The sequence below is a fragment of the Gleimia sp. 6138-11-ORH1 genome (genome assembly GCF_024814355.1).
Classification (GTDB): Bacteria; Actinomycetota; Actinomycetes; order Actinomycetales; family Actinomycetaceae; genus Gleimia.
Genome location: NZ_JANUXV010000002.1, coordinates 229,462 through 248,766, shown reverse-complemented (window position 1 = coordinate 248,766; position 19,305 = coordinate 229,462). Strand labels below are relative to the sequence as shown.

14 protein-coding genes and 1 tRNA gene are annotated in these 19,305 nt (G+C 49.7%); 10 read left to right on the top strand and 5 right to left on the bottom strand.

Annotated elements, in window-relative coordinates; translation table 11 throughout:
- The first annotated feature begins 138 nt into the window (after positions 1–138).
- Entirely contained in the window at positions 139–1,395 is a 1,257-nt protein-coding gene (locus tag NXS08_RS04780; RefSeq protein ID WP_259137885.1) for an anaerobic sulfatase maturase, read from the top strand.
- A 221-nt stretch (positions 1,396–1,616) separates the two neighbouring features.
- Here the strand turns inward: NXS08_RS04780 and NXS08_RS04775 are convergent, their stop codons facing one another.
- The 4 genes from NXS08_RS04775 to NXS08_RS04760 form a co-directional block, all read right to left on the bottom strand.
- On the bottom strand, positions 1,617–2,456 hold the full coding sequence (locus NXS08_RS04775; RefSeq protein WP_259137883.1) for a class II fructose-bisphosphate aldolase: 840 nt from the start codon (positions 2,454–2,456) through the stop codon (positions 1,617–1,619).
- Positions 2,456–3,421 carry a 1-phosphofructokinase family hexose kinase gene (locus NXS08_RS04770; protein WP_259137881.1) on the bottom strand — a complete coding sequence of 322 codons (966 nt, stop codon included), beginning with the start codon at positions 3,419–3,421 and terminating at the stop codon, positions 2,456–2,458. The genes NXS08_RS04775 and NXS08_RS04770 overlap by 1 nt, the downstream gene beginning before the upstream one ends.
- Entirely contained in the window at positions 3,422–4,408 is a 987-nt protein-coding gene (locus tag NXS08_RS04765; protein WP_259137879.1) for an ROK family protein, read from the bottom strand. It lies immediately after the preceding gene.
- A gap of 98 nt (positions 4,409–4,506) precedes the next feature.
- Positions 4,507–5,391: an SIS domain-containing protein gene (locus NXS08_RS04760; protein ID WP_259137876.1), complete on the bottom strand. Its 885-nt coding sequence runs from the start codon at positions 5,389–5,391 to the stop codon at positions 4,507–4,509.
- Between the two features lie 259 nt (positions 5,392–5,650).
- Between NXS08_RS04760 and NXS08_RS04755 the strand changes: the two genes are divergently transcribed.
- The 5 genes from NXS08_RS04755 to NXS08_RS04735 all read left to right on the top strand — a co-directional run bounded on the left by NXS08_RS04755 (position 5,651) and on the right by NXS08_RS04735 (position 13,864).
- Positions 5,651–6,448: a DeoR/GlpR family DNA-binding transcription regulator gene (locus NXS08_RS04755; protein WP_259137874.1), complete on the top strand. Its 798-nt coding sequence runs from the start codon at positions 5,651–5,653 to the stop codon at positions 6,446–6,448.
- A 54-nt stretch (positions 6,449–6,502) separates the two neighbouring features.
- On the top strand, positions 6,503–8,740 hold the full coding sequence (gnpA, locus tag NXS08_RS04750; RefSeq protein WP_259137872.1) for a 1,3-beta-galactosyl-N-acetylhexosamine phosphorylase: 2,238 nt from the start codon (positions 6,503–6,505) through the stop codon (positions 8,738–8,740).
- 185 nt (positions 8,741–8,925) lie between these two features.
- Positions 8,926–11,568, top strand: coding sequence for a 5'-nucleotidase C-terminal domain-containing protein (locus NXS08_RS04745; RefSeq protein WP_259137869.1), 2,643 nt, complete (start codon positions 8,926–8,928; stop codon positions 11,566–11,568).
- Positions 11,569–11,750: 182 nt separating this feature from the next.
- Positions 11,751–13,016: a DUF4032 domain-containing protein gene (locus NXS08_RS04740; protein WP_259137866.1), complete on the top strand. Its 1,266-nt coding sequence runs from the start codon at positions 11,751–11,753 to the stop codon at positions 13,014–13,016.
- A 56-nt stretch (positions 13,017–13,072) separates the two neighbouring features.
- On the top strand, positions 13,073–13,864 hold the full coding sequence (locus NXS08_RS04735) for a glycerophosphodiester phosphodiesterase family protein (protein WP_259137864.1): 792 nt from the start codon (positions 13,073–13,075) through the stop codon (positions 13,862–13,864).
- Between the two features lie 218 nt (positions 13,865–14,082).
- Here the strand turns inward: NXS08_RS04735 and NXS08_RS04730 are convergent, their stop codons facing one another.
- Complete coding sequence (locus NXS08_RS04730; RefSeq protein WP_259137861.1) at positions 14,083–15,219, bottom strand: ABC transporter ATP-binding protein; 1,137 nt, start codon at positions 15,217–15,219, stop codon at positions 14,083–14,085.
- Positions 15,220–15,445: 226 nt separating this feature from the next.
- Here NXS08_RS04730 and NXS08_RS04725 point away from each other — a divergent pair, with 226 nt between their 5' ends.
- The 4 genes from NXS08_RS04725 to NXS08_RS04710 all read left to right on the top strand — a co-directional run bounded on the left by NXS08_RS04725 (position 15,446) and on the right by NXS08_RS04710 (position 19,136).
- The gene (locus tag NXS08_RS04725; RefSeq protein ID WP_259137859.1) at positions 15,446–17,161 is read left to right on the top strand and encodes a serine/threonine-protein kinase; all 1,716 of its coding nucleotides are present in this window, start codon (positions 15,446–15,448) and stop codon (positions 17,159–17,161) included.
- A gap of 109 nt (positions 17,162–17,270) precedes the next feature.
- On the top strand, positions 17,271–18,050 hold the full coding sequence (locus NXS08_RS04720) for a thioredoxin domain-containing protein (protein WP_259137857.1): 780 nt from the start codon (positions 17,271–17,273) through the stop codon (positions 18,048–18,050).
- 92 nt (positions 18,051–18,142) lie between these two features.
- A tRNA-Thr gene (locus tag NXS08_RS04715) sits at positions 18,143–18,215 on the top strand.
- Between the two features lie 81 nt (positions 18,216–18,296).
- Complete coding sequence (locus tag NXS08_RS04710; protein WP_259137854.1) at positions 18,297–19,136, top strand: hypothetical protein; 840 nt, start codon at positions 18,297–18,299, stop codon at positions 19,134–19,136.
- Positions 19,137–19,305 lie beyond the last annotated feature (169 nt).

Genomic DNA, 19,305 nt, shown 5'->3' with positions numbered 1-19,305 from the left:
CAACGTTTTGGAAAACCACCCGCTTTTAGTTTCTCTAAACCAGTTAAATAAAACTAAGCACGTACCTCTATAATTTAAGCAAGGTACGTGCTTAGTGTTTTTGCATAAGGTACATCTTTAATGAAGCGGAGGGGACAGATGGAAACACCGAAACATCTTCCTTTCAATGTGGTTGCCAAACCTACGGGAGCCGCTTGTAACCTAGATTGCACCTACTGTTTTTTCCTTTCCAAAGAACTTTTATATGATCACGGGTCACAAATGATGAGCCCGGAAGCGTTGGAAAAATATATTGAAAACTATTTAAATAGTCACGCAGATGGCGATGTAACCTTAGTGTGGCAAGGCGGCGAACCAACTTTACGAGGACTGGACTTTTTTAAGCTGGCTGTGAAGTTAGGGAAAAAATACGCGCGCCCCACCCAAAACGTTTTCCACGCGATGCAAACTAACGCCACGTTGATTAACGATGAATGGGCTGAGTTCTTTAAAGCTAATAATTTTCTGCTGGGCGTTTCAATTGACGGGCCGAAGGATATTCACGATGCTTTCCGCGTGAATAAAGCGGGTAGGGGGTCTTTTGACCAAGTTTTACGAGGGTGGCATTTTTTAGAAAAACATGGGGTGGAGCGAAATATTCTCTGCACAGTTCACGCGGAAAACGAAAAGCGCGGCACGGAAGTCTATCGTTTTTTCACAGATGAGTTAAACGCTACCTACCTGCAGTTCATTCCGATTGTGGAACGAGTTCCGAAAGAGTATTTACCGTTAGCCCAAGCGGGTTGGCAGGTTAATCGCCAGCATCAAATCATGTACCGGCAGTCGGGGGATTGCGTGACGGATCGCTCTGTTTCTCCGGCTGGTTTTGGGCAGTTTATGAAGGATATTTTCAACGAATGGTTGCCGCGGGATATTGGTAGGGTTTTCGTGCAACATTTTGACACTATGTTGGGAAATTTAATGAACGTACCTACGGTGTGTGTGCATTCCCCGGTGTGTGGTGCGGCGTTGGCGATTGAACATAATGGGGATGTTTATTCTTGCGATCACTATGTTGAAGAAGGGTACGTGCTTGGCAATTTGGGTGAAGGAGCGGACTTCATTCAAATGCTTTCATCTCCTTTCCAACAGGAGTTTGGGCGGGCGAAGTTAGAGACTTTGTCGAAAAAGTGCTTGGCGTGTCCGGTGCGGGTTTTCTGCCACGGTGGTTGTCCTAAGGATCGTTTTGTTAGCCAAGCTGGTGATTATCCGCAAAATTATTTGTGCGCAGGATACTACGATTTCTTTTCCCATGCGGCACCTGCTGTGCGGCTGATGGGGCAGTTGCTTGCCCGAGGGCGTTCTCCGCAAGAGCTTTTAGATCCTGATTTTCGAGCCAAATATCTGGGAGGCTAATGTCCGGGCTAAGGGCGTTGGCGAAGTTAAGTATAGTTACCCGTTTAAAACTTCTTTAGGGTACTTAAACTCAAATAATTTAAAGGTACGTGGTTGCATTTTCGGAACCGAAAATGCAACCACGTACCTTTGGTTAAATGTGAAAACTATTAAGTAATCAAGGGTTTATGTAAGCACGTACCTTAGTGGTTTTTGCAAGCACGTACCTTAGTGGGGAAAAATTAGGCGGTGGCGTACAGAGTCAGCAGACGAGCTACTTCCTCGGTCACATGGTCGCGTCCTGGACCAATGTACTTACGAGGATCTACTAGCTTTTCGTCACCACTTAAAATTTCGCGTACCACTGCGGTGAACCCTACATTCAAGTGGGTGGAGACGTTAATCTTTGTCATCCCCGCCTTAATTGCAGCTACCATACCCTCATCGGAAACCCCGGAAGAACCATGCAACACCAGCGGAACTGGCACAGCATCGCGAATCGCAGCAATTAAATCAGTATCCAAAACCGCACCGCGAGTAGTCATCGCATGAGAAGAACCCACCGCAACTGCCAGTAAATCAACCCCCGTATCGGCTACGAACTTCGCAGCGTCTTCCGGGTTAGTACGAGCTGACGGATCGTGCACGCCGTTTTTCCCGCCTACTTCCCCCAGTTCAGCTTCCACAGCTACTCCGGCAGCGTGGCAAAACTCCACAACTTTCGCAGTAGTTTCGCGGTTAGTTTCATCATCTAAATGGGAGCCGTCATACATTACCGAGTTAAAGCCCAGATCCACTGCCGCGCGGCACAAATCTACGTCCTCGGCGTGATCTAAGTGAACAGCTACCGGCACAGAAGCGCCCTCAGCCAAAGCAATCATTGCCTTCCCCAAAGGCGCTAAACGCCCACCGTGATATTTCACCGCATTTTGCGAAAGCTGCAAAATAATCGGGCGATTAACGCGCTCAGCTGCGTCAATTTGTGCGGCAGCAAACTCAAGTAGCACCACGTTAAAAGCACCTAAGCCAACTTTTTGAGCGGCAGCTTCAGCCGCCATTTTACGAATATCAACTAAAGGCATTAGTAGTCCTCCACTTTCACTTTCGGTTCCATAGTTTTATACAGTTCAAAATCAACTTCTCCGGCAACCGGGCAGGCCACGGCAGCGCCGGAAAGAGCTACAGCAGTTGGCAGGCCAGCGGCGATTTCTGCTGCCGAGGGCGCCCAAGCTAACTCATGGTCAGCAAATAACTGTGCTAAGTGTTTACACCAAGCAGCTACCGACGCGTCACCAGCCCCAGTGGGATTACCACTTACCAGTTGGGCGGGCTTTGCCCGATACGCACCTGTCTTAGTGAAAACTGACATTCCGGCAGCGCCCTCGGAAGTAATCACTACCCGCACGCCTTTAGAAAGCAACTGTGCAGCGCCTTCTGCCACAGTGTCACAGCCGGTAGTTTCTTTTAACTCCAAATCATTGGGCTTAACAAAATCTGCTCCCGCTTCGCAGGCAGCAACTAAAATCGGGCCGGAAGCATCCACTAAAATCCGCGCGCCAGCATCATGTGCGCAAGCGACCAGGCGGGACATCCAACTGGGGGAAGAACTCCCGGGGAAAGAACCACTGCAGGCAACTAAATCGCCCGGTTGTAAAGAAGCTGCCAGTAAACTCAGCAGACCCTCCCATTCCGTGTCGCTGGGAGTAGAGCCGGCCTCGTTAAAAACCGTGGCTTCCCCGTCGTCATCTACAACCGCCAGGGAAAGACGAGTTTGCCCTAACGTGGAAATGAACCGAGACGTGATTAACTGACCGGTATTTAAATCGGCGAGCAGCTCTTGTAACCGCGCCCCATTAGTGCCCCCCAAGAAGCCGGTGGCTACAGTGGGAACACCCAGTTGTGCTAACACGCGGGAAACATTTAAACCTTTTCCGCCGGGGCGTACCGTAACATTCTCAACCCGGTGGGGGAGCCCTACGTTCAGCTTGGGAATACGGTGAGTAATATCTAACGCTGGGTTTGGAGTAAGTGTCCAAATAGCAGCCATTTAAAGTACCTCTTCTGCGATAAAAGCTCGTAACGCGGCGCCCTGCACCTGCGACCAGGAGCCCAGCTGCGCCAGGTGAACACTGGGGGCGGGGACGATCCCTAAAGCGACTTTAAGTTCAGCCTGGAAATGGTCAAGTAACTGCTGACCACGGTTAGCTAAGCCGCCACCTAAAACTACGGGAATCGGGCCCACACCAGCTAAGAAGTGTGCAACCGCATGAGCTAAGGTAGTTAGCGCTGTATCAATAATCGACTGAGCTTTTTGGGCTTTGAGGAACTCATTGGCATCTATTGGATTAGGGAGCTTATCAGCCAGAGCGTAAACTCCGGCGGAACCGTCAGATTCAGAAACTAATCCCAGTTCAACAGCGCGACGAGTGATCCCCGCGGCGGAACAAATCTGTTCTAAGGGAAGTGGCTGGTGAAGTACTGCGGGGCGTAAGGCGCCTTCAATTCCTCGGTATTCAGGGAAAACGGGGATTTGCCCAATTTCGCCTGCCCAGGGGTGGGCGGCAACAATTCGCTTATCTAGGATCAGGGTTGAAGCAATACCGGTGCCAATGGCGATATAGAAGAAGTCGGGAAGTTTAACTCCCCAAAATGATTCAGCTAAGGCCCCTGAACGTACATCGTGGCCAAAAGCAACCGGTGTCCCTAAACGGGATTCTAACCTGGCTTTAGCTGGAAAGTCTTTCCAATTTAGATTGGCTGAGAACTCAGCTATCCCTGTTTTTTCGTTGACAATGCCAGGTACGTCGAAGCCAACAGTTTGCAGCAAACTAGTTACGGTAGTTTCTCCGTCTTTGATTTCTTTAGCAGCTAGGCGCTGGTGGAAGCGTTCGACTATAGTTTGCAGGCTGGAAATAAGTTCTTGCTCAGACGAGGGGGTGAGGGTTTGCCAGGTGTCACAGATAGCGCCGGTTGAGCTGGTGACGGCAGCTTTGATGGTGGTACCTCCCACGTCAATACCAATTGCGTAAGCCACTTTATCTCCTGTTTATTGAAATCATGCCCAAAAGTGTAATGATGTACCTTTGGTTAAAGTTAAGCGGCGGGTATGCGCGCATACCCGCCGCAGTAAACTCACTGTTCGTCTAGGATGACTGAACGAGTTAAGTTACGGGGAGTATCAGGGTTTAGTCCCTTAGCTTCAGCGCGCGCCACTGCCACGCGCTGTGCCACAATCAGGTCTGCTAAAGGATCTAAATCTGAGTGAACAAATTCAGCGCCTGTGGCTTCAGTCTGTTCACGCAATCCTACGGGAACTTCTCCGAAAGCCCAGGTGAGGCGACCGGGTTCAGCGATGGAAATGGGGCCGTGACGGTATTCCATTGCCGGGTAGGTTTCAGTCCAAGACTGGCTTGCTTCACGGAGCTTCAAACCAGCTTCGTTAGCGATCCCAATAGTCCAGCCAGTGCCCAGGAAAGTAATCTGGGTGGCGTCAATCCAACGCTGGGGGATTTCTACCTCAACAGCAGTTTTAGCGTCGGCAATCGTTTGGGTGAGGTCTTCGCCCAAAGAAGCACGGAAGTAAACCAGTGCGGAGGTGGCGAAACGGGTTTGGACAACGGATTTTTCGTCGGCAAAGTCCAAGACGATTTCGCGAGCTGCATAGGGAGAAGCTGGGCCAGGTGCTACTGCAGTGATCAAAGTAGCTGGCTTACCCTTTTCGTGCAGGTGCTTCATAATGTCAATAATTTCGGTAGTGGTACCGGAACGAGACAGGCAGATAACTCGGTCGTAATCGCGTTCGATTGGGAATTCCGTAGCGGTGAAAGCATCTGAAATGCCCTTGCCAGCTACTTCGCGGGCGCGAGTGTAGGACTGAGCGATGAACCAAGAAGTACCGCAACCGATTACCGCAACGGATTCGCCGTCATTAGCTAAGGGCGCGTCTGCGGCGGCAAGCTCAACTACGCGAGCCCAAATTTCAGGTTGAGAAGCAATTTCCATGCTAGTGATGCTCATATTTTTACCTCACTTGAAAAAGTTAATCATTTGTTGACTACACCTTCGATAGTCCCTGTACCAAATGATAAATATTGATTACACTTAGAGTATATCAATCACAATAAATCGACGGTAGTGATTCTGCGGAACTTTATTATCGATCGATTAAAATAGTCAAAGAACCTACACTCACAGTGATTTATACACCCACAGAATAGTCAGAAAACGCAAATAACGATGTTTGCGCAAAACTGCATAAAACTCTAGGAACACGGCAATGAACAGACAGGATCGTCTCTCAAAACTCGTAGATTTAGTAATCGAACGAGGCTCCATCAGAGTAGAAGACGCTATCGAAGTTCTAAACGTATCTGCCGCCACCGTACGCAGAGATTTAGATACCCTCGCCGAACAGCAGCTAATCGTCCGCACCCGCGGCGGAGCCACCACCAACGCCTCCACCGGCGAACTCCCCCTCCGCTACCGCGCCGTCACCTGCACCAACGAAAAAACCGCGATCGCCCTAGCCGCCGCCAACCTAGTGAAACCAGGCGAAGTAATCGGCTTCAACGGTGGCACCACCACCACCTTAGCCGCCTACGAAACAGGAGTGCGAGTCAGCGCAGAAGACAGTTTCGCAGAAGACGGAATTACGCTGGTAACCAATTCCATTAACATTGCTAACGACCTGATAGTGCGCCCTCGAGTCCGCGTTGTTGTCACCGGGGGAGTAGCCCGCGCCCGCTCCTATGAACTCATCGGCCCGCTAGCTTCCCTCATCCTCCCACACATCAGCGTCGATACCCTCTTCCTGGGAGTAAACGGAGTCGATTTAGAATCCGGAATCTACGCCAATCACGAGGGCGAAGCAGAAGTAAACGCCGCTTTAGCCAAAGCCGCTAAAAAAGTAGTGGTCCTCACCGACTCAACTAAACTTGGACAAACAGCTTTCGCCCGCATCGCCCCACTTTCAATAGTTTCCACCATTATCACCGATACTGGAATCAGCAACCAACAACTACAAAACCTACAAGCCAAAGGAATCGAAGTCATTTTGGCTGAAAAAGAAAAATAAAGACTTCACCGCCGCCCTAGGAAAATAATCCCTAAGTAACCGAGGAGAAACAATATGACGACAACCGGTCGCGTAACCCTACCAATCGAAGTTGGTATCGACGATGAGGTAAAAACCCTCATGCAACGCTTAGGCGCTGACGCAGTGCGAAACTCAGACGGTACTGAACTCCCCGACCTGGTACATGAGCTGGCAGCCAAAGTTTACTCCACCTATTTCCCAGCCCGCGGCGACCAAGAATGGGCGGTAGCCAACCCAGAAACCACCACCCACCTCTACCTAATGTCACCACGCACCGCAGCAATGGAAGAAACCCTCGAAATCGACATTATGGAAGGGTACCTGCGCGAACAAATCCAACCCGACGTGGAAGTAGACCGCGAACTATTTTGGCAAGTAATTGACCGCACCACCGGCGAAACCCTCCCCACTACAGACTGGGAAATCCTCGACGCAGATGGAAAAGTCCGCATCAAACGCGCCCAAACCGGACACGTTTACACCGTAAACTTCCTGGCCCGCCAAATTTGGGACGGCACCCAAATGTACAACTACATCACCAACAACTGGGATGAAGACCCCAAACGCCACAAAGAACGCCCCTACAACGTTCGCCAAGAAAAAGTTTGGAACCGCGTGCGCAGCGAACTGGGGAACTGGCTCAACGAACACTCCGAAGTAGACGTAGTCCGCTTCACCACCTTCTTCTACCACTTCACCCTGGTATTCAACTCTGACCGGAAAGAAAAATTCGTAGACTGGTTCGGCTACACCGCCTCAGTTTCCCCCGAAGCAATCAACGCTTTCAAAGAAGAATACGGATACCACATCACCCCGGAAGATTTCGTAGACGAAGGCTACTACAACTGCTCATTCCGCGTCCCCAGCAAAGCCTTCCGCGACTGGGTAAACTTCCAACACCGTTTCGTCACCTCCCGCGTCCGCGAACTAACTGACGCCGTACACGCCGCCGGTAAAGAAGCGATGATGTTCCTGGGCGACAACTGGATCGGCACCGAACCATACGGCCCCCACTTTAAAGACACCGGACTGGACGCAGTAGTAGGCTCAGTTGGAAATGCTGCGACCTGCCGAATGATCTCAGATATTCCACACGTAAAATACACTGAAGGACGCTTCCTTCCCTACTTCTTCCCAGATGTATTCAACGAAAACGGCGATCCCGTAGGAGAAGCCAACGTCTCTTGGATGGCAGCGCGCCGCGCAATTGTACGCAAACCACTCGATCGCATCGGCTACGGCGGATACCTATCCCTAGCGATTAAATTCCCCGAATTCGTTGACCGGATCGAAGCCATCTGCCAAGAGTTCAGAGACATTTACCAAGCTGCCGAAGGGAAAACCCCCGTAAACTCCCCGGTGCGCGTAGCCGTAATGAACGCCTGGGGTTCTTTACGCACCTGGCAAACCCACATGGTTGCCCACGCCCTCGCCTATGAACAAACCCAACCCTACGTGGGCGTATTAGAATCCCTCGCAGGGCTTCCTTTCGATGTTAAATTCATTTCTTTCGAGGACGCCCTGGCCGGTGCCTTAGATAACTTCGACGTAGTTATCAACGTAGGTGAAGCGGGAACCGCATTTTCCGGAGGACGCTACTGGGCAGACCCCGCTTTACAAGCCACCGTCCGCCAGTTTGTCGCTCGCGGAGGCGGGTTAATTGGGGTTGGGGAACCAGCCGGATTAAGCTACGGAGGAGCTTTCAACCAGCTTTCTGACATTTTCGGGGTAGACCGTGAACAATCTTGGTCACTTTCAACTGACAAGTACCCGCACCTGGTTGCAGAACACTTTATCACCGCTTCCGAATCAGGATGTGGCTGTTCTTGCGGAGCCAAAGTAGGGGACGCTGCAGGACCGGGCGCTGGAAACGTGCGCGGACAGTTGAAGGTAGATGTCACCGGCGGAGCCCGCTACTGGGTACCCGTCGTTACAGACGTCGATATTTTGCAAATGAATGGCGTATCTGTGGAACTTTCTGCACGAAACTTTGGTGCAGGGCGCTCAGTTTACTTCGCGGGACTACCATTTAGCCAGCAGAATGCGCGACTGCTCCAAAAAGCCATCTACTGGGCAGCTGGAAAAGAAGAAACCTACAAAGAATCTATCCACGCTGCTTCACCAGCGGTAGATGTAGCAGTTTACGATAATGGGTCAGTTTTCGTTTACAACTCTTCACTTGAAGCAGTCACGACCCAGGTGTTTAACCTCAACGGAGAAACCGTTGAAGTAGAGCTAGACGCGTTGGGAAGCATCTGGTTCAACAAGTAAAATAAGCTAACAGTTAAGTTACAGATTCCGCGCCAGAGCATCGCTTTTGGCGCGGAATCTGTTTTGTTTACAGGTTTTTCTCGCTGAAAAACTAATGATGTACCTTTGAGAAAGGATTATATTTCCCTACTAAAGTTGATAAACTGGAGCTGTTTTTCCCAAACCGACAAACGGAGAAAAATTCAATGAAGAAACAATTCCTACGCTCCAGCCTGGGAGTAGCAACCGCTGTTTCTTTGGTGGCCATGCCAGGACTAGCTTTCGCAACTGAAGCTGATCCAGCTACCGACCCAAAGAACCCAACTCCCGCTCTGGAAGCCCCCGCAGTACCGGAAGAAACCACCCCAACCACGCCTACTGACAGTGAGCCAGCAGCTGAATCAGCAACTCCAGCTGAAACAGCTCCTGCCGCAGAAGCACCCGCAACCCCAGCTCAAGCAGCTCCTGCCGGTGATAAGGCCAACCCAGCTCCCGCAGCAAACGGAGATGAAACAGTTGTCCTAGACCTGTACAACCTCACCGACATTCACGGTCACATTGAACTGGTTGAAAAAACAGATCGTAAAACTAAAGAAAAGAAAGTAACCGAAGCTGGACTTCCAGCAATGCAATGCTACCTAGCAAACGCATACGGTACTAACCCTAACTCCTCTTTCACCCTCTTGGGTGACAACATCGGAGCCACCCCATTCACTTCCGGGGCGCTCTTAGATAACCCCACCATCGAAGCCCTCAACGAGTTCCCCGTAGTTGCCTCCACCATCGGCAACCACGAACTTGACCTGGGCCAAGCAGTATTCAAAAAACGCGTAGATGGTTCAGCTCCAGACGAATTCGTGAAAATCAAATTCCCCTACCTGGGTGCTAACGTAGACGGAATGGGCACCTACCAAGAAGGTAGCGAAACACTCCCCTACCTGGGAGACTACAAAATCGCTAACCTGGGTGGAGTAAAAGTCGCTTTCATTGGTGCTATTGCCCAGGACGTTCCATACAAACTAAGCCCAGAAGCAACTGCAGGTCTAACCTTCAACGACCCAATTGCTAAGATCACCGGCCTCGCTAAACAACTAAAAGAAGAAGGCAAAGCTGACCTGGTTGTGGCAATGCTCGATGATGACGTGAAGAATAACTACCCAGCTATGCCAGCTGAAGTAGACGTCATTATGGGTGGCGACACCCACGTACCATACGAATTCGACAAAGTGGATTCCACTGTAAAACTTGAATCCGCCAACCCGAAGCTAGCAGGTATCGCTTCTGGCTCATACACTGACAACCTCGGATTAGTTCGCATCACCTACAACAAGACCACTAAGACTGTTGAAAAAGCTGACTCAATCCTAATCCCAGCCGCTGAAGTAGTTGCCAAAGCAGACGCAGACTGTGTAGCTAACGGCACCGTAGGGCAGGTAGTGGCACGTGCAGTAGAAGCCTCTAAAGAAGCTGGTAACAAAGTAGTTGTCGATAAAGTAAACGTAGCTTGGCACCGCGGCGTCTACCTGGCACCGGGAGAAGCCAACCCAAGCCCAGGATCAAACCGTGGGATTGAATCCACCTTCGGAAACCTCGTAGCCGATTCCATTTTGGACCAGGTAACTGTAGACGGATCCACCCCAGTAGACATCGGCGTAGTTAACGCCGGGGGTCTGCGCGCCGACCTAGTACCGAATAACGGGGTCATCACCTACGCCGACACTTTCAAAGCCCTCCCATTCTCAAACGAACTGGGATACTCTTCGATGACCGGCGCACAGTTCAAGCAAGCCCTGGAAAACCAGTGGAAGAGCAATCTGAACTCGCAGAACTCCCGCCCCATGCTACGGTTACTAACCTCTTCCAACCTAACCTACACCTATGACCCCACCGCCGCAGAAGGTAACCGGATCACCTCCATTTTGCTGAACGGCAAACCAATGGACATGGCAAAGACCTACAATGTAGGCTCTATGACCTTCGTATTACACGGTGGTGACGGATACTTTGAAAAGGGCATGGAAGTTAAAACCTTCGGTGTCTTAGACCGCGACGGATTCAACAACTACCTGAAGAAGGTAGGCGGCGCAAACCTCAAAGCCTCCAACCTAAAGCGTGGGGTTGGCCTTTCTGAAGAAAAAGTTACCGACGGAATCAAACTAAACCTACGCGGACTATCCTTCTCAGAAGGCCCTGGTATCACCAAGACCGTCAAAGTAACCGTTGGTACAGTTTCCAAGAGCTTCAACGTAGACAACACCCTACTTGAACCAAACGCAAGCTCCGCTGAATCGGTAATCACCACCGACGGAGCTGGACAAGCTACCGCAGCTTTCAGCAGTTTGGAACTATGCTCCGGATTGAACGGAAAACAGAAGCTACCACTTAGCGTAGCCACCGAATTTGGTGACGTGATTACCCCTGAAAACCAGTTCGCTATTGAAATTGACTGTGGCTTAAACCCACAAGCCTCCGTCAAAGTAGCCACTCTACACGCCGGAGACCAACTCTCAGGTGAAGGAACTGGCTTCACCCCAGGTGGAGACGTACGGGTAGAACTACACTCAAAGGTTTACACCCTGGGAGTAGTTAAAGCCGATGCCAACGGACGAGTAACTTTCAACTTCAAAGTTCCCGCTGACATCACCGTTGGTAAACACCACGTGGTACTCACTGACGTAACAACCGGTAAGACCGCGAAAGTTCCAGTAGAAATCGTTGCTAAGCAAATGAAGAAGCTCCCAAACACCGGTGCTGACTCTTTAACTTTGCTCTTCAACGCTCTGGGAATATTTACTCTGGGAATGTTTGCCTTAGGTGGCGGACTATTAGCTGCTCGCAAACGCTCCTAATCAGATTCAAAGCCCAAAAGGCATTTAGAATCTAAAACCTTAAAGCGTGCTCGCGTTGAAAACATTTCAACGCGAGCACGCTTACGCATAGTTTCCTTGAAAAGACGCTTTTGAACTTAGGAAACTTAAAATGGCGCCCTCGGGAAATCGAAAAATCAACTTGAATTTGAGAAAATAAAACTATGGGTCAATCAATGCAGATCACCGCAGCTTCCCTCGACCCCGCCCTATTGGACTTGCCCTGGGAAGTACCGCTAGAGGAATGGCCAGAAGAAGTACTGGCAGCCCTGCCACGAGGTATATCGCGCCACGTGGTACGTTTCGTGAACCTATCTGGCAGAGTGATCGCCGTCAAAGAAATCGGCGAAACCGTGGCATACCACGAATACCAGTTGCTTCGCGACCTAAATCGGCTAAACGCTCCCAGCGTGGAACCGCGCGCCGTCATCACCGGCCGCACCAGCCCAACTGGGGAAGAACTCACCCCCTGCCTGGTGACCGAACACCTGCAATTTTCCCTTCCTTACCGCGCCGTATTTTCACAGTATATGCGCCCGGAAACAGCCACTCGCCTGATTGACTCACTGGCAGTTCTGCTGGTGCGGCTACATCTTTTAGGCTTTTACTGGGGAGATGTCTCCCTTTCAAACACCCTATTTCGCCGTGACGCAGACGCTTTTTCCGCCTACCTGGTGGACGCGGAAACCGGGGAGCTCCACCCGCAGCTAACTAAGGGCCAACGCCACTACGATGTGGAAGTAGCTCGCGTTAATATCATCGGTGAGCTAATGGACTTACAAGCCGGAGGGCTTTTAGACGAAGACGTTGATGTAATCACGATTGGTAACCGGATTGAAGAACGCTACCACGAGCTATGGGAAGAACTTACTGCTGAGGAAACTTTCTATAATGGTGAAAGATGGCGGGTTTCTGAAAGAATCAAACGCTTGAATGAGCTGGGTTTCGATGTTGGGGAATTAACGATGTCCACTGATTTGGATGGGACTCGGATTGTGCTGCAACCGCGTGTAGTTGATGCGGGCCATCATCACCGGCAAATCATGCGTTTGACAGGTTTAGATGTGGAAGAACGCCAAGCGCGAAGAATGCTTAACGATCTGAAAACTTATCGTGCGATTAACGGTTTGAACCATGAAGCTGATGAAATTGTGGCTCACCGGTGGTTGGCTGAAGTATTTGAACCGACGATCAGAGCTGTTCCGCCGCATTTCCGAGCGAAATTGGAACCGGCACAGATTTTCCATGAGGTGTTAGACCACCGTTGGTTCTTAGCGCAGCAGCAGGGAAGAGACGTGCCCCTTTCAGAAGCAACTCAATCTTATATTGCGAAAGTGCTTCCGTCGCGTCCTGACGAAGCCCGTTACCTGGAGTTGGATCCAACAGGCACTTTCTCAATGGATAATTTTTCCGACATTGACGGAGAATAATAATTTCGAGGGCGCCAATGAAGCGTCGTCTTTAAACCAGAAAGTAAGGATTAGTTATGTCCCATTACCCAAAGATCATCGCCCACCGGGGGATGAGTGCACTGGCTCCAGAAAACACAATGGCAGCTTTCGCTTCCTGTATAGATTACGGAGTTAAATGCTTCGAATTCGACGTGGATATTATTGGGGACGGTTCTTTAATTTGTATTCATGATGACAAGTTAGATCGCACTACCAATGGTAAGGGCGGCTATTACAACCTTGATTTTTCGGCGATTCGTAAACTGGACGCGGGGAAATGGTTTGACGAAAAGTACACGTTTGAACGGATCCCTGAACTGGCTTCGGTAATCGAGCTGATGAATAAGTCGCAGTTGGATGCAAACTTGGAAATTAAACCTTGTTTAGGTGGAACTGTGTTGCGGGAGAAATTGATTGAGCGCATTGCAGTTGCTTTGCAGCAGTTGGATCCGAAGCGGGGACTGGTGATTTCTAGTTTTGATGCGGAGCTGCTTTTGATGGCTGGTAAAGCGATGCCTGAGCGTCGTTTTGCCGGATTGGCTCCTATTGAACCAGATGTTCCGGTTATGGAGCAGGTGCAGGTTTGGTTAGAAACTGCTGAGAAGTTTAAGGAAACTGGGGCAACTATTGAAGCGCTTCACGTTGAAAATGATGGTTTAACTGCGCAGGCAGTTGCCGCCTTACATGAGGCTGGCTATCAGGTGCGTGTGTGGACGGTAAATGATTTAGAACGTGCCGCTGAGTTAGCAAAGTGGGGAGTGGACGCGATTTTCACTGATAATGCTCATTTATTCCCTGAGGCTGATCGGGCAGTTTCAGCGTTTTAAGTAACTTATTTCCGGGAGTTTTGTTTTTGTAGCCGTTTAATTCCAGGGTAGTTTATCTCTGGGACTGTCTTTCGGTGGATTGAGGAACGGGACTCCTTTTCGGTGGCCTGAGGAAGGGGACTGTTCTTCGGCTGCTTGAGGTGATGGAAATAGGTTAGTTGAATATAGTTTTGGGGGTTCCGCTTTAGAAAGCGGAACCCCCAAAACTATGTATTTAATTAGTCTGGTAAGCGCATACCGGTGGCCTTAGAGAAGTTGTGCTGGTTGCCTTCTCTAATCCGCACGTAAACTGTTTCACCGATTGGTGGAGCGGTACGTGGAGCGGTACGGATGATGATTAGGTCTGAAGCGGAATCATCTGGGTTAGCGTCGGTGCCGGAGCCGAGGGATCCGCCACCTACTAAGTGACCGTAGATGAAAGAGTCGGAACCGAGTTCTTCAACTAGGGTGATCTTCACAGGGATTGCGTCTTCAGAGGCTTCTACGATTTCTAGTGCTTCAGGGCGGAAGCCGATAACCATCTTGCCCCCATCTTCAGGTACCATTGCGGCGCGAGCAGCTTCAGATACGTGGACGCGGGCTTTTCCAAGGACTGCGGTGCCATCTTCGTGTACGTCGAAAGTACCCATGTTCATGGCTGGGGAGCCAATGAATCCAGCTACGAATTCGTTTGCTGGACGATCGTACATGACAGCTGGGCTGTCGCACTGCTGCAGGACGCCGTCTTTAAGAACTGCAATCCGGTCGCCCATGGTGAGTGCTTCAGTCTGGTCGTGGGTAACGTAAACGGTGGTAACTCCCAGTTCACGCTGGAGCGCAGCAATCTGGGTACGAGTTTGTACACGTAGCTTTGCGTCCAGGTTGGAGAGGGGTTCGTCCATTAGGAATACCTGTGGTTTACGCACGATGGCGCGTCCCATAGCTACACGCTGACGCTGACCGCCAGAGAGAGCTTTTGGTTTACGATCCAGGTACTGGGTGAGGTCTAGGATAGCTGCAGCTTCTTCAACGCGCTTGTTGATTTCTTCCTTCGGAACGCCAGCGATCTTCAGGGCGAAACCCATGTTGTCGCGTACGGACATGTGTGGGTACAGTGCGTAGTTTTGGAAAACCATTGCAATGTCACGGTTCTTTGGCTGCACGTCGGTAACGTCGCGGTCACCGATCAGAATGCGACCAGAGTTTACATCTTCTAGCCCGGCGAGCATACGCAGGGAAGTGGATTTACCACAGCCAGAAGGGCCAACTAGAACTAGGAATTCGCCATCTGCGATTTCTAAGTTCAGTTTATCTACTGATGGGGTATCGTTACCCGGGTAAATACGGGTAGCATTTTCAAAGGTTACGGTTGCCATATAATTTCCTCCATCGACAGGTACGTGTCGAACGATCCGTTGTAAGAGGTGTCAAATGTCTTCACTGACACGATCATTTGCTTCCGTCATTAGAATGCAAACGACTGAAAACAGCTTATCACACTAGCATCTTTATATATGTGACTATTAGGTAACAATTTTTAACTTTCTTAGTTACCGCGCGGATGTCCCATTTTAGAAACGGAAATTAGCTACCTTAATTAACATGAGTTTACAACGCGAGCTACTTCCCGGTGATGAAATAGGGGGATACCAATTGGTGCGCCTGCTGGGCACTGGGGGAACCGGCAAGGTTTGGGAAGTTAGAGATGGAGGCGGAACTTCCTACGCGCTGAAACTTTTACATCCGCAACTTTCTGTGGACGAGACTTACCGGAAGCGGATTTTACGAGAGGCGCAGTTACTTTCAAAAGTGCAGTCCCCGGGTGTGATTCAAGTTTGCGATGTTGAGGTAGATGGGGCTGAACCATTCGTGGTGACTGAACTGGTTCACGGTCCCAGTTTGAAGCAGTATGTGCAGACTCAGCGTGCGCTCTCACTTGTTGAAGCAACTCAGATTGCGCGGGAGCTTTTAGAAATTTTGGAGTCTGTGCATGCGGTGGGGGTAGTTCACCGTGACGTTAAACCTGCAAATATCTTGCTGGGGCAGCAGGGGCCGGTGCTGATTGATTTTGGGATTGCGCATACGCTTAATGATGATCGTTTAACAGCGATTGGGTTAGTTTCTGGGACACCGGGGTGGGTTGCTCCGGAGGTGATTGATGGTAAGCACCCGGATAAGACTGCTGACTTGTGGGGTTGGGCGGCGACTTTTTTGTTTATGCTGACGGGCCGTTCTCCCTATGGGGCGGGCAGTTGGGAAACAATTTTGGCGCGGATGGCTTCAGGGCAGGTGGATACGGCTGGGTTGGATTCTGCGGTTGCGAATGCTTTTCAGCGGGCTTTGGGGGGTTTATCGCAGCGCCCTCAGCCGCGAGAGTTGCTGGCATTTTTAGATTCCGTTGCCTCTCATTCTTCCTATTCTTCTGAAAGTGCGGCCGAGGCTACGAATACGGTTGCAATTGATTTTCCCGAGGGCGGTTTTGCAACAAACCTGCCAGTTGAGGGAGTGAATCTGGGAAATACTGAAGTACTGGAAGCTGGGACCACGCTGCTTCCCACCGAAGGTACATCATTACTTCCCACCGCCCCGGCAGAGCCAACTGCGCAGCTTCCCACCGAAGGTACATCATTACTTCCCACCCAGGGATTAGCGGTACCGGTGGGAGGTGTGGAAATAGCAAATGTGGTAGAAAATCCGATTGGACAAACTTACCGGCGAAGAAAAATACCTCTAATCACCGGCCTCCTATTCTACTTATGGTTAGGGAGTCTCCCGTTAGCTTTCGGAGCTGGGGGAGTGGTAGCACTGGGGGTAATCTTACTGGTTTTTGCCTATGTGGGAATCCACCGCAGCTTCTTAAGAATGCGATACTTCGATCAGCTACAGCTAACTTCAAAGGACCGGGCAATTGCCATAGCCCGTTTTCCCATCCACCTTCTCCAAGTCGTGCTTGGCTTAGGTTTAGCGATTGTTTTTTCCCAAGCAGCCATGCTGTTAGTTTGGTATTTGATTGGATTGAGATTGGGTTGGGACGGGTTGGCCCTATACCAAGCAATCATGACAAGAACCGCTTACTTTGAGCCAGGTACCTACCTGTTTCCTCGCAATCAGTTAGGTTACTATCTGGGTGCATTCTTTGGCAGTGGGTTCTTTACAGTTATGACAGTGATTTTAGGGCCGGTCGGAAGCGAATTTCGTGAGGGAACTGCCTATATTATGCGCGATATTTTCAAAGGGCGTTTACTTAGATTCGTAATCGTAGGTGGATTGATTGCACTCAGTGTGGTTGGAATAAATCAGTCTTTTGGGTTGTTTTAAAAATCGGCATGCAAAGTCCTAAAGTGTGGTTTCAGTCTTTGGCATTGCAGTTTGTTAAGTAGTGGGCAATAATTCCAATGGATAGAAGATTTAAGAAAGGCTTTATTAAATGGCTAAGAAATCAGATGCTACTCGCCTGAAAGCAGAACAGCTCCGGGCAGCGCAGGCAAAACAAGACGCGAAAACTCGGAATATTCTCATCGCGGTAGTTTCTACTTTGGTGGCTTTAACGGTAGTTCTTTCCGTTTGGGTTATCTGGAATTCTAAGGGTAAAGAGGGCGCTACACCAGCTCCTACTGAAGTAACCGCTTTCGCTGTCTCTGCCGATGGTGTAGGCAAACTCCGTGAAGGAGTCCCCACGGTAACAGAGTATTTTGATTACTCTTGCCATGCGTGCGCTGACGTAGACGGATTCATCGGAGCACAAATTAATGAAGCTGTAGCTGCCGGTAAATACAATATTCGTTTTGTGCCGGTAACCGTAGTGGGAATGTCTTGGCACTACGCAGCCACTAACGCAGCTGCTTTAACTTACGCAGAATCCCCAGAGAATTTTGTTAAGTTCCACAACTCGCTCCTATCCTTCTTCAAAACCCAGTTTGATAGCAAGAACGTGTCAATCATTCAAAATGATCAAGCCTCGTTAGCTAAGGTGAAAGAACTGGCGAAAGAAGCTGGAGTACCTGACGAAGTGATTGAAAAGTTTGACGCTAAAGCATCAACTGGCCTGTTGGAAACTAACCGTAACTTCTGGCAGAGTAATGTTCCCGAAGGACGCGAAAACCTGGGTACCCCAGAGTTCCAAGCAGACAATAAAGTAATCAAACTAAGTGGCGCAACTGTAGAAGAACTCTACAGTAACTTTGAAAACGCATTTTTAACTAAGTAACTAAATGCTTTTAGCGGTCTCTGTCACTTATTAGCTATTCCACAGCAATAATATGTGACAGGGACCGTTTTTAATGGCAAACTTATGAAGGTGCCACCTTAGCTCAGTTGGTAGAGCTCCCGCCTTGTAAGCGGACGGTCGTCGGTTCGAGTCCGACAGGTGGCTCAGAAAAGGCGTCCTGCGGTTTACGCAGGACGCCTTACTACTAGGTTGAAGTATTTTTGCTAATCAAGCACGGAGACAACTGTGAAAGTAACGCTAAACCAAAAGCAGGGAAGACTATTACGCGCTTACTACCGCCAAGGGATAAGCTGGTTAATCTCATCAGCGTTACTATTGATACTTTTATTGATCAGTTCCTTTATTCTGCTTCTTTGGTTTCCGCTTGATCAGGATATCTTTAATATGGCCCTTACGATTTTATATTTTCCTATCGGGCTTGTGCTTTTCCACCGATTAAAACTGGCTAAGTTAAGGTTAAACTTAGTTCCAATTTCGCCACAGCAATTACCGGAAGTGTATGAGATAGTCGTGGAGGTTTGTCAACAAGCCGGTCTAAAGAAAATACCTTCTGTCTATCTTTCAAACGATTTAGAGGTGGATCCTTGTGTACAAACTCCCGGGCTGAGAAAAAGTATCGTGATTAGTTCTGATTTTCTAGCAGGTTGTAGAGAAAATCAGACTCCTGAAGCCCTGCGGTTTATGGTGGCGCATCAGGTAGGTCATTTTGTCTTTAACCACCATCGCAATTATTGGTTGATCTTTTCTGCAACTGGTTTTGCTACCCCAGGATTTGGGATGGCGATGGCTAAGAATCTTGAATATTCGGCTGATGCGTGGGCAGCACAGCAAATTCCTGCAGGTGCGTTCCGTGCCTTGACGCTTTGTGCAGTGGGTAAAGATAATTTCCCCTATTTGAATCCGGCGGAAGATTTTTCTGAAAAACTATATTCCCCGGGCATATTTGGTTTTATCGCCCGGTGGACTACCGTCAGAGTTCCGGTACGGAATCGGTTACGCGCCCTAAAAAAGGTGGGTTTGTTAGACGTATCGCAAGAAACCGCGCCTGAGCGTAACGCGTTCTGAATAAAACCAGCAGGCAGCACCTGGTTGCGCAGAGACTTGGTTTTGGTAGAGAGTCTGCTACGGTACTGAAAGTCTATGCGACCCATTGGGGGTGCCGGAGAGATAATCCTTTAACGATTTGTTTCTGACAAACTGTCATTCGGCTTACCTAAATCTAGAGGGAGCTTTC